General features: G+C 67.7%; 12 protein-coding genes. 1 reads left to right on the forward strand and 11 read right to left on the reverse strand.

The window, feature by feature from the left end:
* Positions 1–56: 56 nt before the first annotated feature.
* Positions 57–1,433 carry a cytochrome P450 gene (locus BN984_RS06695; protein ID WP_049967918.1) on the reverse strand — a complete coding sequence of 459 codons (1,377 nt, stop codon included), beginning with the start codon at positions 1,431–1,433 and terminating at the stop codon, positions 57–59.
* A 75-nt stretch (positions 1,434–1,508) separates the two neighbouring features.
* Positions 1,509–3,713 (reverse strand): ATP-dependent DNA helicase, encoded by a 2,205-nt coding sequence (locus tag BN984_RS06700; RefSeq protein WP_008090993.1) that lies wholly within the window; start codon positions 3,711–3,713, stop codon positions 1,509–1,511.
* 147 nt (positions 3,714–3,860) lie between these two features.
* Between BN984_RS06700 and BN984_RS06705 the strand changes: the two genes are divergently transcribed.
* Positions 3,861–4,331, forward strand: a complete 471-nt coding sequence (locus tag BN984_RS06705) for a hypothetical protein (protein WP_008090996.1) — start codon at positions 3,861–3,863, stop codon at positions 4,329–4,331.
* A 36-nt stretch (positions 4,332–4,367) separates the two neighbouring features.
* Here BN984_RS06705 and argF read toward each other — a convergent pair whose 3' ends face one another.
* From argF to BN984_RS06750, 9 genes are all read right to left on the reverse strand, one after another.
* The gene (gene argF, locus BN984_RS06710; protein ID WP_008090997.1) at positions 4,368–5,267 is read right to left on the reverse strand and encodes an ornithine carbamoyltransferase; all 900 of its coding nucleotides are present in this window, start codon (positions 5,265–5,267) and stop codon (positions 4,368–4,370) included.
* A 63-nt stretch (positions 5,268–5,330) separates the two neighbouring features.
* Positions 5,331–6,506, reverse strand: a complete 1,176-nt coding sequence (locus tag BN984_RS06715) for a [LysW]-lysine hydrolase (protein ID WP_008090999.1) — start codon at positions 6,504–6,506, stop codon at positions 5,331–5,333.
* Positions 6,503–7,639: an aspartate aminotransferase family protein gene (locus tag BN984_RS06720; protein WP_049967919.1), complete on the reverse strand. Its 1,137-nt coding sequence runs from the start codon at positions 7,637–7,639 to the stop codon at positions 6,503–6,505. Before BN984_RS06720 ends, BN984_RS06715 begins: the two co-directional genes overlap by 4 nt.
* On the reverse strand, positions 7,636–8,568 hold the full coding sequence (locus BN984_RS06725; RefSeq protein ID WP_049967920.1) for an acetylglutamate/acetylaminoadipate kinase: 933 nt from the start codon (positions 8,566–8,568) through the stop codon (positions 7,636–7,638). Before BN984_RS06725 ends, BN984_RS06720 begins: the two co-directional genes overlap by 4 nt.
* A gap of 54 nt (positions 8,569–8,622) precedes the next feature.
* On the reverse strand, positions 8,623–9,666 hold the full coding sequence (gene argC, locus BN984_RS06730; protein WP_004973998.1) for an N-acetyl-gamma-glutamyl-phosphate reductase: 1,044 nt from the start codon (positions 9,664–9,666) through the stop codon (positions 8,623–8,625).
* Positions 9,663–10,538 carry a lysine biosynthesis protein LysX gene (lysX, locus tag BN984_RS06735; protein WP_008091006.1) on the reverse strand — a complete coding sequence of 292 codons (876 nt, stop codon included), beginning with the start codon at positions 10,536–10,538 and terminating at the stop codon, positions 9,663–9,665. The genes argC and lysX overlap by 4 nt, the downstream gene beginning before the upstream one ends.
* Before the next feature lies 1 nt (position 10,539).
* Positions 10,540–10,719 carry a lysine biosynthesis protein LysW gene (gene lysW, locus BN984_RS06740; protein WP_004045057.1) on the reverse strand — a complete coding sequence of 60 codons (180 nt, stop codon included), beginning with the start codon at positions 10,717–10,719 and terminating at the stop codon, positions 10,540–10,542.
* 317 nt (positions 10,720–11,036) lie between these two features.
* Entirely contained in the window at positions 11,037–12,503 is a 1,467-nt protein-coding gene (gene argH, locus BN984_RS06745; RefSeq protein WP_008091017.1) for an argininosuccinate lyase, read from the reverse strand.
* 1 nt (position 12,504) lies between these two features.
* Entirely contained in the window at positions 12,505–13,722 is a 1,218-nt protein-coding gene (locus BN984_RS06750; protein WP_049967921.1) for an argininosuccinate synthase, read from the reverse strand.
* Positions 13,723–14,058: the final 336 nt, after the last annotated feature.

Below are 14,058 nucleotides of genomic sequence, written 5' to 3' on the forward strand. Positions count from 1 at the left end.
ATTCGACCGCGTCGCCGTCGGCGAAGCGACGACCGCCGGTGTGTCGCCCCGCCCCGTCAGTCGCGCGCCCGGAGCCGCATCCCCATCGGCTCTTCGGGGTGCATCGTCAGCGACCCGCGAAGCGAGAACGGCTCGTCGCGGACGTAGTCGAGTTCGTACCGCTGGGCGACAGTGCCGAGGATGAGCCGCCCTTCGAGCAGCGAGAGGTGCTTACCGATGCAGTGGCGCGGCCCCCCGCCGAACGGGAAGTACGCGAAGCGCGGGCGGTCCCCGGCCCGCTCGGGTGCCCAGCGGTCCGGGTCGAACGAAAGCGGGTCGTCCCACCAGCGCTCCGACCGGTGGACGACCCACTGCGGGAGCATGATGGCCGAGCCTTCCGGGACGCGGTAGCCGCCCAGACGAACGTCCACCTTCGGCTCGCGGAACATGACGTACACCGGCGGGTACAGCCGCATCGCCTCGTTCAGCACGCGTTCGGTGTACTCCAGCTTCCGCACGTCTTCGAACGTCGGCGTCCGCCCGCCGAGCACCTCGTCCAGTTCGCGGTGGAGCTTCGCCTCCGCCTCGGGGTGTTGCGAGAGCAGGTACCACGCGTACGTCAGCGTCAGCGCCGTCGTGTCGTGGCCCGCGAGGAGCATCGTCATCAGCTCGTCGCGGAGGTTCTTTTCGGTCTGCTCGCCCTCGTCGTGGGCGCGGAGCAGAATCGAAAGCAGGTCCATCGGCCGGTCGTCGCTCGTCGCGTCGGCCGGCACCGACGACGCCGGCGTCTCGCCGTACTCGGTCCCGCGGCGCTCCTCGACGATGTCCCAGACGAGCGATTCGAGTTCGGACAGCGCCTCCTTGTACTGGCGGTTCTCCCGCGTCGGGGCCCAGTCGGGCGTCAGGAACCGAAACGGGTCGGGTTCGAACCGCGCCCCGAGCGGTTCGAGGTTCTCCTGTACCCGCCGAATGCGCTCGTCGTCGAGATCGGTGCCGAACATGGCGTCGACGATTATCTCGACGGTCAGCCGCGCCATCTCCAGTTGCACGTCGACCACGTCGCCGTCGCCCCACGACGACAGCATCGACTCCGTCCGGTCGGTCATCATGCCGGCCATCGTCGAGATGCGCCGCACGTCGAACGCCGGCTGGGCGAGTTGGCGCTGTTTCTTCCACGTCGCACCCTCGCTCATGAGCAGGCCGTCGCCAAGCAGGTCGCCGATGGCGCGGTCCTGGAACTGCGGCTTCCTGAACTTCGACGCCTCGCTCACGAGCACCGTCTCGATGTCCGCCGGATTCGTGAGCATGTAGGTGTCGAGCGGGCCGAGGTCGAAGTGGACCACGTCGCCGTAGGCGTCCGCGACAGCCGTCAGGAACGTAAACGGGTCGCGGGCGTACTGTCTGCTCGCGCCGAACAACGGGAGGCCCTTCGGTCCGGGAGGGGTCGCACTCATCACCCTGTGTTGGTTCGAACAGGTAAGAATTGCACGGCGGTCGCGACCGACGTTTCCGTACCGACCGCGACCCGCTCAGGGCCGCGGCGGGTCGCCGTCGTAGGCGTCGCGGTCGTTGTAGAAGTTCAGCATCGCGAACTTGAGCTTGTTCGGCGCGATGTCGACCATCTCGGCGCGCTCTTCGACCGGGAACGACCCGCGGACGCCGTACTTGCCCATCGAGGAGCTCTCGCGGGTGTAGCGCTTGTCGGCCAGCACGCGGACGCCGAAGTCGTCGGGCGCGCGGATGACCCGGCCGAGCGCCTGTCTGGTCTTTCGAATCGTCGGAATCTCGACGGCGTAGCGCCAGCCGGCGTCCTTCTTGCCGCGATAGGCGCGGTCGTAGGCGTCCTGTACCGCCTCCAATCGCTCGGAGAGGTGCGGGTAGGGCACGCCGACGACCACGACCGTCCGGGCGTCGTCGCCGTCGAAGCTCACACCCTCGGCGAGCGTCCCCCAAAGCGAGGTGAGAAGCACCGCGCCGTCCTTGCCGACGAACTCGCGGCGAAGCTCCTCGGCGCGGACGCCCGGCTCGTCCAAGAACAGCTCCGCGTCGACGTCTGGGTTCGCCCGTAGGCGCTCGTGGTAGCGCTCCGCCTCGGCGTACGACGGGAAGAACACGAGCGTGTTGCCCGGCGTGAACGTGGCCGCGTCGGCCAGCATCCCCTCGATGGTCTCCTGCGTGCTCGGCTCGTCGCGCTCGGAGGAGAACAGCGCGGGCAGCGACACCGAAAATGTCCGGCGGTTCTCCTCGGGGTATTCGAGGCCGTAGGCCATCGTGACGGGGTTTTTGAGGCCAAGAGTCCCCTCCGTCACGTCGAACGGGCGGAGCGTCGCCGACATCAGGATGCTCGCGTGGACCTCCTCGAACAGTTCTTTCGTGACCTCGCGCGGGATACAGGTGTACAGCTCCGCGCGGCCGTAAATCTCGTCGGTGCCGCCGTCGCGCCGGACCGACAGCATCGGATGGCGGCCGAGTTCGCCGCCCATCTCCGTCCAGTCGGCGATGAAGTTCGCCGCCTGTAGCGTCTGGCACTCCTTGCGCGTCGTCGCCTCGCCGTTCTTGTACGCGTCTTCGTACTGCTCGTCTAACTGCTTGCCCAACTGGAGGGCGAGTTCGACTTCCACGTCGATGCCGCGGCCCTCGTAGGACTGCAGGAACTCCATCGTCAGGTCGTCGCGGCGGCCCTGATTGGCGATAGAGAGGTCGTACCAGTTCTCGCCGACCTGCTCGCGCTCGCCGAAGCCGAACGCTTCCTCGTAGCTGTCGCGAAGCGAGTCGAGGAACGTCCCGATGACGTTGCGGGCGCTCTCGGCCCGCGAGTCGTCCTCGTCTTCCAGCTCGTTCATCGCGCTCTCGAGCGTGTTCTCGGTGAGCGCGCGACTCGCGTGGTCGCGGGCCGCGCTCTCGATGTTGTGCGCCTCGTCGAACACCGTAATCACGTCGTCGGGGTCGCGGTCCAACCACCGGAAGAACTGCTCGCGTATCATCGGGTCGAGCAGGTGGTGGTAGTTGCAGACGACGAGGTCGATGCCCTCCATGCCCTCCTTGAGGAGTTCGTAGCCGCAGAGGTTCTGTTTCCCGGCGTACTCGAAAATCTCGTCGGGCGTCCGCACGTCGTCGAACAGCCACTGGAAGAACTCGTCGGTGTTCCGCGCGAGATTGTTGTAGTAGTGCTCGCAGTAGTTGCCCTCCTTCAACTCCTCTAGCTCGTCGTCGATGCTGTCGAGTTCGTCCGTGACGGCGCTTCGCGCGTCGGCCGCGCCGGACTCGCCTTCGCGCATCCCGTCGAGGAGCGACTGCGCCTGCTCGGAGAGCTCGGCCTTGTCGGACTCCTTTTCGACGATGCTCCGGGTCGTATCGCGGAGGGTCTGGCACTCCTGAAAGCCCACGTCGATGTGGCACATCGAGGACTTCCCGCGGAACACCACCGCGCGGATGGCCTCCTCTCTGGTGATGGCGCGGGCGTCCTCGACGAACTGGCGCATCTGCTGGTGGACGTTCGTCGTGATGACGACCGTCTTGTCGTGCTCGCGGGCGTACGAGAGCGCGGGCACGAGCGCGGAGATGGTCTTCCCGGTCCCGGTCGCCCCTTCGAGGAGGACGTTCCGCTCGTCGTCGAGGGCGTCTGCGATGCCGGACATCGCCGCCTCCTGATTGGGGTACGGCTCGTCGTACGGGAAGAACCGCCACGCTCCGTCCGCGTCGCCGTCGTCGGGTGCGCCGTTGGCGTGGGCCACGGGAGAATCTCGGCCGCCATCCGATTAAAAGGCTCGGACCCCTCGACACCGCCGGATTCGACAGGTCCGGTATAATGGTACCCCTGCGGTGCGGCGGTGCCGCCCGTCCGAGTGACCGTTATCGTGCCAGACGTTGGCACGCTAACCATGGCCTCTGAAACAGCCACGACACGACTCGAATCGACGACGGCCACCTCTTGGCGCACCGGCGTCGCCGCCGGCTCGCTCGCCGCCGTCGTCATGGGAGCGATGATGGTCGTCCAGATGCGGCCGGTCCTCGAAGTCGCCATTCCCTCGATGTACGGCTTGACGGGCGGGGCCGCCGGCTTCACCATCCACGTCGCCCACGGCGCGATTCTCGGCGTCGCGTTCGCCGGCCTCGTGAGCGCCCTCGACTTCGACCTCGACGGTTCGCTCAGGTCGCTCGGAGCGGGCGTCGGCTACGGCGTCGTCCTCTGGGTCGTCCTCGCCGTCTTGGTAATGCCCGTGTGGCTCGGTGCGGTCGGCTCGCCCGCGAACCCGCCGCTCCCGAACGTGAACGCGACGAGCCTCGTCGGCCACGTCGTCTACGGGGCCGTCCTCGGGGCGTCGTACCCCGCGCTCGACGGCGTCTTCTGAGAAGCTGAAAAGAGCGGCGACCGCTGCAGACCCGGACTATTCTTCGAGCAGTTCGACGATGAGCCCTTTCTGGGCGTGCAGGCGGTTCTCCGCCTGGTCCCAGACGAGCGAGCGCTCGCCTTCGAGCACGTCGCCGGTAATCTCCTCGCCGCGGTGGGCCGGCAGACAGTGCATGACCTTCGCGTCGGTGCTCGAAAGCAGGTCCTCGTTGAGTTGGAATCCCTCGAACGCCTGCAGTTTCTCGTGGCGCTGGTCCTCCTGACCCATCGAAATCCAGACGTCGGTGTAGACCACGTCCGCGTCCGCGACGGCCTCCTCGGGGTCGGTCGTAATCGTCGGCGTCGAGCCGAGTTCCGCCGCCTTCTCGAGCACGTCGTCGTCGACGCCGTACGCCGGCGGCGTCGCCACGGTGAGGTCGATGCCGGCCATCGCGCAGCCGAGGACGAACGACTGGCCGACGTTGTTGCCGTCGCCGACCCACGCGGCCTGCACCTCGTCGAAGTCGCCGACGTGCTCGCGAATGGTGAGCAGGTCGGCGAGCGTCTGGCAGGGATGGGCGTCGTCGGTCAGACCGTTGATGACCGGCGCGTCGGAGTGTTCGGCGATTTCGAGCAGGTCCTCGTGGTCGAACAGGCGGACCATGATGGCGTCGCCGTAGCGACCCAGCACGCGCGCGGTGTCCGAAAGCGGCTCGCCGTGGCCGAGCTGGATGTCCTCGGGGCCGAGGAACAGCGCGTGGCCGCCCAGTTCGGTCATCCCCGTCTCGAAGGAGACACGCGTCCGGGTACTCGGCTTCTCGAAGAGCATCGCCAGCGTCGCTCGGGTGAGCTGCGTCTCGTCGTCGCCGGACTTGATGTCGGCGGCGCGGGTGAGGACGCGGTCTAACTCCGATGCGCTGATGTCGTCGATGTCGGTGAAGTGGGTGGTTTCGAGCATTGTGTCGTGTGTCGTGTCTCCGTGTCGGTTCGTCGTCTCGGTCGGTCGTCCTCGCCGCTCGCCTCAGTCGTCCGCGAGGCGCTCGCACACGTCGACGAGCACGTCGATGGCGCTGTCGAACTCGGCGAGGTCGAGGTGTTCGTTCGGGGCGTGGTCGAGGTCCGAGTCGCCGGGACCGTAGGTCGCCATCGGGCAGTCCCACGTGCCGGCGAAGATGTTCATGTCGCTGGTCCCGGTTTTCCGGAGGAGCCGGGGTTTCACGCCGCCGACGTTGCGGATGGCGACGCGGAACGCCCGCGCCACGTCGGTGCGGGGGCTCATCATGACCGGCGGGATGGGCTTGTTCCAGTGGACGCCGCCGCGGGTGAGTTCGCCCTCCGCGACCTCGCGCACGTCGTCGATGGAGAGCCGCGGCGGGACGCGGAACTGCACGTCCACCGTCGCCTCGACCGCGAGGCCGTCGTCGGTCGGGCCGCCGTCGAACGTCACGGGCTTGGTCGTCACCGTGTCGAAGACGCCGTCGCGCTCCTCGTCGAAGAAGTCGGCCACGCGGGACCACCACGCGACCGCGGACTGGATGGCGTTCTCCTCGGGGCGCGAGGAGTGGCCGAGTTCGCTCGTCGCGATGTACGTTCCCGAGAGGAACCCGCGGTAGCCGAGCGTGACGCCGTCCCAGCCCGAGGGCTCGCCGTTGACGACCGCGTCGGGCTCCTCGCGGTCCTCCACGAGGTGCCACGCGCCGCGCGAGGAGGTCTCCTCGCCGACGACGCCGACGAACGAGACGCCCGTCTCGACGGCCGCAGCGGCCATCGAGCAGAGCGGCCCCGTCGCGTCGACGCTGCCGCGACCCCAGAGGACGCCGTCTTCTATCTTCACCGGCACGTCGCCGGGGACGGTGTCGACGTGGGAGGTGAGAAGCACCGCGTCGTCGGCGGGCGCGCGGACGTTGCCGACCTCGTCTATCCAGACCTCGCGGTCGTGCGCCTCGAAGAACGCCTTCAGGACCTCGGCGGCCGCCTCCTCGTCGCCCGACACCGAGGGCGTCGAGACCATGTCGTAGAGGAGGTGGCGCGCGTCGACCCACTCGCCCTCGTCGAGAGCGTCGGTGTCGGCGTCTGCGCCGGAGGTCACGCTGGCGTCGGCTTCGGCGTTGGCTGTCGTCTCCGCCGTCGCCTCCGCTTCTGCTTCTGCCGCCGCTTTCGCCTCCTCGCCGTCCTCGCGGTCGATTTCGGCGTTCATGATAACACGTTCGTCATGGCGTCGACCGCGCGGTCGGCGTGTTCCTCCTCGATGACGAGCGGCGGCAGGAACCGGACGACCGTCCGGCCCGCGGGGAGCGCGAGCAACTGCTCGGACAGCGCGAGGTGTTTCAGCGTGCGGTTCGCGCCGCGTTTGACCTCGACGCCGACCATGAGGCCGTCGCCGCGGACCTCGCGGACCGGCAGGTCGTGTTCCTCGACGGCGGCTTCGAGCTCCGTCGTGAGGTAGTCGCCCACCGCGGCCGCGTGGCCGGGCAGGTCCTCTTCGACGATGGTGTCGAGGGTGGCGTTCGCCGCCGCACAGACTACGGGACCGCCGGAGAACGTCGAGCCGTGAGAGGCCGCGCCGTCCGCAATCCAGTCGGCACAGAGCGTCGCGCCGAGCGGCAGGCCGTTGGCGATGCCCTTCGCGCTCGTGAGGATGTCGGGGACGACGCCGGCGTTCTCGCAGGCCCACAGCGCCCCGGTGCGACCGATACCGGTCTGAATCTCGTCGAAGACGAGCGCCGCGCCGGCGTCGTCGGTCAGGTCGCGGGCGGTCTGGAGGTACTCCGCCGCGGCGGGGTTGATGCCGCCTTCGCCCTGAATCGGCTCCAAGAAGACCGCGGCCGTTTCGTCGTCGATGGCCTCGGCGAGTTCCTCCTCGTCGCCGTAGCTGACGAACTCGACGCCGCCGGCGACCGGCTCGTAGGGCTTCTTGTACTTCTGTTTCCACGTGAGCGCGAGGCTCCCGAGGGTGCGGCCGTGGAAGGCGCGCTTCGTGGCGATAACCTTCTGGCGGCCGGTCGCCGAGCGGGCGAACTTCATCGCCGCCTCGTTGGCCTCCGTGCCGGAGTTACAGAGCCAGACGTTCGAGATACCGCCGGGCGCGAGCGTCGCCAGCTTCTCGTAGAGTTCGGTGCGGACCTCGACGGGGTACGACGCCTGCACGTAGGTCAGCTTCGCGGCCTGCTCTTGAATCGCCGAGGTGACCGCGGGGTGGGAGTGGCCGAGCGCCGCGACGGCGTAGCTCGCGCCGAAGTCGAGGTACTCGGTGCCGTCGTCGGAGTAGAGATACGGCCCCTCGCCGGACTCGATGGCGATGGGTTTCTCGTTGAAGACGAAGCCGCTCATTGTTCGGCCTCCTCAGTTTCGACCAGCGCGCCGGGCGTCACGTGCGTGCCGCCGTCGTTGAGCGCCGTCACGATGGGGTCGTTCAGGTTCGCGTCGGAGACGATGACCTCGGCGGCCCCGCCGTCGAGCGCCTCCTTCGCGGCCATGACCTTCTTCGTCATGAACCCCTCGGCGGCCGATTCGAGCGCCGAGAACTCCTCGGGCGTGTCGGCCGTCTCGATGAGCGTTGACTCGTCGTCGGGGTCGGCGTAGACGCCTTTCACGTCGGTGAGGACGACGAGTTTCGCGCCGAGCGCGCCCGCGACCGCAGCGGCGGCGCGGTCGGCGTCGGCGTTGACCGGCACGCCGTCGTCGGCGAGCATCGGAACGGTCACGACGGGCGTGTAGCCACCGTCGAGGAGGGTTTCGAGGAGCGTCGCGTTCACCGAGGTGATCTTCCCGGAGTGGTCGCCGCGTTTGATTTTCTTCTTGCCGTCTTCGACGACCCGGACGGCCGACTTGCGCGGGCCGGTCAGGAGGCCGCCGTCGACGCCCGAGAGGCCGAGCGCATCGACGCCGGCCTCGCGGAACAGCGCGGTCAGGTCCGTGTTGAGCTTGCCGGGCATCACCATCGAGAAGACCTCCATGGTGCGCTCGTCGGTGAAGCGGCCGGAGACGCCCGAGGGCGACTCGACGTACGTCGGCTCCTCGCCGAGTTCTTCGAGCGTCTCGTCGACGGCGGTCGAGCCGCCGTGGACGACGACCACGTCGGTGCCGTTGGCGACGAGGTGGGCCACGTCGGAGACGGCTCCCTTCGGGTCGACGGCCTTCGCGCCGCCGATTTTGACGACGACCGGCGGCTCGGAACCGCCATCCGTGAGTAGGTTCGCTTCGTTGTCGACGAGCTGTTCGTGTGCCGCGAGCAGTTCCTCGCGTGTGTATCCTGTCATAGTCGAAATGGTGCGTAAATCGTGGGTCGGGACGAGCGTTCGGGGGCGGTGCGGTCAGGGCGAGCCGATGGGGTGGAAGCCGGTGAAGTCGAGTCCGGCGGTCTCCTCCAGCCCGAGCGCGATGTTGGCGGCGTGGACCGCCTGCCCCGCGGAGCCTTTCATCATGTTGTCGATGGCCGAGAAGACGACGAGTCGTCGGTTTCCGGGGTCGATTTCGAAGCCGACCTCGCCGAAGTTCGTCCCGGCGACCGACTTCGGTTCCGGGTAGCGGTAGACGCCGCCGCCGCCGGCGACGGTGCGCATGAACGGTTCGTCGCCGTAGGAGCCGCGGAACGCTTTCCACATGTCGCCCTTCGAGACGGGGCCGTCGGGGAAGACGTGACAGGTCGCCGCCGCGCCGCGGACCATGTCGACCGCGTGGACGGTAAACGAGACCGAGAGGCCGAGGTACTCCTCGATTTCGGCCTCGTGGCGGTGGCCGGTCGGCGCGTAGGGGCGGACGATGCCCGAGCGCTCGGCGTGTGACGACGCCTTGCTCGCGCCCGCGCCGCCCTCCGACGAGCCGACTTTCACGTCCACGACGACCTGCTCGTCGCCGGAGAGGATGCCGGCGTCGAAAAGCGGCTTGAGGCCGAGAATCGTCGCAGTCGCGTTACAGCCGCCCGCGGCGATGAGGTCCGCGCCGGGGAGGTTCTCGCGGTTCAGTTCGGGGAGCGCGTACTCCGACTGTTCGAGGTATTCGGGGCAGACGTGGCCGTCGTACCACTCGTCGTACTGCGCCGCCTCGGAGAGACGGAAGTCCGCAGAGAGGTCGACGACGGTGTCCGCCGCGTCCTGAAAGGCGTCGATGTGCTCCATCGAGACGCCGTGGGGCGTCGCCGTGAACAGCACGTCGACTGATTCGAGGTCCTCGGGCGAGGTGAAACGGAGGTCGAGGTGACGAAGGTTCGGGTGGACGTGACCGACGGTCTTGCGCTCGTAGGAGCGGCTCGTCGCCTGTTCGACGTCGAAGTTCGGGTGGCCGTCGAGCAGGCGGAGCAGTTCGCCGCCGGTGAAGCCGGAGCCGCCGACGACGCCCGCGGTGAGCTGTTCGCTCACGCCGAGACCTCCGCCAGCGACTGCTCGCCGTCGGCCTTCGCTTCGAGCCAGTCGACGACCGTCGCGGGAACGTCCGCCTCGACGGCGTCGTTGAGCGCCTTGAACTCGACGGTGTGGTTGACCTCGTGGACGGTGTAGTCGTCTCCGGTCTCCATGAGGTCGACGCCGAGGAGGCCGCCGCCGACCGCGTCGGACGCCTGCTTGACGAGTTCCTTCGCGCGGTCGTCGAGTTCGAACTCGTCGACGCTCGCGCCCTTCGCGGCGTTCGTGAGCCAGTGGTCCGACGAGCGGACCATCGCGGCCACGGGTTCGCCGTCGGTGGCGAGCACGCGGATGTCGCGGCCCGGCTTCTCGACGAACTCCTGGATGTAGAACACCTTGTGCTCGTAGTTCCCGAGCGTCGACTTGTGTTCGAGGATGGCCTCGGCGGCCGCCTCGGAGTCGATTTTCGCCATCAGGCGACCCCACGAGCCGACGACCGGCTTGAGGACGCAGGGGTAGCCGAACTCCTCGACGATTTCCATGGCCGAGTCGACCGTGAAGGCCACTTTCGTGTTCGGCGTGGGGACGCCCGCGTCAGCGAGCGCGAGGCTGTTTTTCGCCTTGTCGGCGCAGATGTCGGCGGTCTCGTGGGAGTTGACGACCGGGATTCCGTACGACTGCAGGAAGCGCGTGATGTAGATGCTCCTGCTCGTCGCCAGACAGCGGTCGACCACCACGTCGAGTCCGTCGAACGATTCCGGCGGCTCCGTGAGGTCGAACTGCTCTTTCCGAACGTCTATCTTCGTCACCTCGTGGCCGCGGTCGCGAAGCTCGTTGAGCAGGAGCTTCTCGTCGCGGCGAATCCGGGAATAGAGCAGTCCAACGTGCAATTTACTCTCCCCAGTCCTCTTCGAGTTCGGGCGCTTCTTCGAGTGTCACGGGGTCGAGGGAGACGACCTCAAGCTCTGCGCCCGTGGCGGGGCTGTCGATGATTTCGCCGACTTCGACGTCGGCAGGCAGCTCGATTTCCTCTCCACTCAGCGGGTCTTCCGCGGTGATGGTGTCGCTCATTACATCCGTGGCTGGTCGACGGACGGTATTAAAGCCGTCGAAAATTACACGGCGAAAATAAACGCAAAGAAGTCTCTAGCGGGTGTTATCTGTCGAATCGGCCGACAATACGGGTCAGCCGAACGACGCGTCGAGCTTGGGTGCCACGCTCACTCGACGCCGGAGACGGGACCGGTCGTCGGACCGGTCGACCCGTCTCCCGCGTCGGGCGTGGTCGTCGTCGGGGTTCCGGTCGGGGTCGCCGGAGCCCGGCCGGTCGTCGCGGCGCGGTCGCTCGCGGTCGTCGGAGCAGACCGGCGGGCGTCGCGTCCGTGAACTCAGACATAGCTCGAGACCTCCTCTTCGAGACCCTCGGCCGCCGCGGCGAGCGAGTCGCGCGCGTCGGCGACGGCGGCGGCGTCGTCCGAGAGCTCGTCGCGGGCCGTCGAGAGCGTCGCCTCCACGGCGGCGGGTGCGGGCCCGCCGACCGAATCGCGACTCGCCACGCTCTCGGTCGGGTCGAGCGCGGCTTCGACGGCCTCGGCTGTCACGTGCGTAAAGAGTGACTCACCTAATACGTCCGTAGCGACGGCGTCAAGTGTTGCCACGTCGGGCGTTCCCTCGGAGCGGGCGGCCGCCTCCGCGACGACCTCGTGGGCCGTACGGAACGGCAGGCCGGCCATCGCCAGCAGGTCCGCCACGCCGGTCGCGGTCGAAAAGCCGTCGCCCGCGGCCGCGGCGAGTTCGTCCTCGGGCCACGTCGCCGACCCGACCGCGCCGGCGGCGACCGCGGCCGCCTCGGCCACGTCGTCGACGGTGCGGAACGCGTGTTTGTGGGCGCGCTGTAGGTCGCGGTTGTACGCGCGCGGGAGTCCCTTCAGCGTCGTCAGGAGGCCGGTGAGTTCCCCGACGGCGTCGCCCGCGACGGCGCGGACGAGTTCCATCGTGTCGGGGTTCTTCTTCTGCGGCATGATAGAGGAGGTCGACGAGTAGTCGTCCGACAGCTCGACGAGGCCCTTGTTCGAGAATATCACGAGGTCCTCGGCGAGGCCGGAGAGCGTGACCGCGTGGGTCGTGAGCGCCGACAGCGTCTCCGCGAGGAAGTCGCGGGTCGCCGAGGCGTCCATCGAGTTCTCCATTACGCGGTCGAAGCCGAGCAGGTCGGACACGAGTTCGCGGTTCACGTCGAAGGGCGTGCCCGCGAACGCCGCCGACCCGAGCGGCGACTGGTTGATGCGCTCGTACGCGCACATGAGGCGGGCGCAGTCGCGGGCGACCGCCCGTTCGTACGAGAGAAGGAAGTGCGCGACCGTCGTCGGTTGCGCGGGCTGGAGGTGCGTGTAGCCGGGCATTACCGTCTCGGTGTGTGCCGCGGCCGTCTCGAGTAACGACTCGCGCAGAGCGAGCGCGGCGTCGAGGGCCGAAAGCACGTCCTCGCGCAGACGGTAGCGGATGCAGGTCGCCACCTCGTCGTTGCGCGAGCGGGCGGTGTGCATCTTCCCGCCGTCGGGGCCGACGATGTCGATGACGGCGGCCTCGATGGCCTCGTGAACGTCTTCGCCGCCCGAAAGCGCGTCGTGGCCCGCGGCCTCGACCTCGTCCAGCGCGGCGAGAATCTCGCTCGCGACCTCGGACTCGATGATGTCCTGCGACGCGAGCATCACGACGTGCGCCCGGTCGACGGCGAGGTCGGCCTCGAAGATGCGTTCGTCGGCCGCGAGGCTCGACATGAACCCGCGGGCGGGGCCGCCGCTGAAGCGGTCCCGGCGGATGACGCCCTCGGAGTCGCCGTCCTCGCCTGCCATCTTACTCGTCGCTACCGCCGTCTGCGGCGAGTTCGGGCTTCTGCTTTTTCGCGCTCTGGTTGGCGAGGCGCGCCTGGAAGCCGTGGTACTTGGCGACGCCCGTCGCGTCGGCCTGTTCGATGCCGTCGACCGTCTCCGTGTTGAAGGAGGCGGCGGACTCGGAGTACGCGGCGTACTCGGATTTGCGACCGACCGGGCGGGCCTGCCCGCCCTCGAACTTGATGGTCACGGTGCCCGTGACGCGCTCTTGGGTCTTCTCGAGGAAGGCGTTCAGCGCGCCCACGAGCGGGGCGTCGATGAGGCCCTCGTAGGCCTTCTGGGACCACTCGTTGTCCACGGTGGCCTTGAAGTCGCGTTCCTCCTTCGTGAGGACGAGCCCTTCGAGCGCCTCGTGGGCGTTCAGGAGCGTCGTCGCGGCCGGGTGCTCGTAGTTCTCGCGCACCTTGAGGCCGAGCATGCGGTCTTCCATCATGTCGGTGCGGCCGACGCCGTGCTTGCCGGCCTTCTCGTTGAGGAACGAGATGAGTTCGAGGGGTTCCATCTCCTCGTCGTCGACGGCGACCGGGTAGCCGTCTTCGAACGCGATTTCGATGAGTTCCGTCTCGTCGGACGGCTGGTCGGTCCACTCGTAGATGTCCTCCGGCGGGACGTAGCCGGGGTCTTCGAGGTTGCCGCCCTCGATGGAACGGCTCCAGAGGTTCGTGTCGATGGACCAGACGCCCTCGTTGCCGCCCTGCACCGGGAGGTCCTTCTCGGCGGCGTACTCGATTTCCCACTCGCGGGTCATGCCCATCTCGCGGACGGGTGCGATGACTTCGAGGTCGGAGGCGCGCCAGACCGCTTCGAAGCGAAGCTGGTCGTTGCCCTTGCCCGTACAGCCGTGGGCGATGCCGTCACAGTCCTTCTCCTCCGCGAGTCCGAGGATGGCCTTGGCGATGACCGGACGCGCGAGCGCGGTGCCGAGCGGATAGCCCTGATAGTCCGCGTTGGCGCACACCGAGTCGAGACAGAGCTGTGCGAACTCCTGTTTCGCGTCGACGACGTAGTGTTCCAGCCCGAGGGCCTCGGCCGTCTCGTAGGCCTCCTCGAACTCCTCTTCCGGCTGGCCGACGTCGACGGTGACGCCGACGACTTCGTCGTATCCGTACTCCTCTTCGAGAATCGGGACGCAGACTGTTGTGTCGAGTCCGCCCGAGAACGCGAGTGCGACTTTCTTCATGTACTCGTCTGTGGCGGGGACATACAGATAAATTCTTTGCATTCAATTTCTGAAATTAAGTGGTAGAGATGCCTATAGGCACGAAAATAGGTGATTAGCGATTTCGACGTGTCCCGAAGGAGATGATGATTGTGGCCCTAAAGGGCCCGTCGTCGGGGTCGGACAGCCGCGGCTCGCAGCGGGGCAAAAGTGGCGAAGGTGCTGCGAGTCGCCATGGTTGCGAAACGCTACGACGTCTTCCCTATTAAACGCTTCCGGCGACGCAAACGTTTCCTCAGTCGAGCAACTCCCCGGCGAGTTCGACCAGTAGTTCGTTGTCGACGAGCGCGACCACGA

Source organism: Haloferax prahovense (genome assembly GCF_000723845.1).
Taxonomy (GTDB): Archaea; Halobacteriota; Halobacteria; order Halobacteriales; family Haloferacaceae; genus Haloferax; species Haloferax prahovense.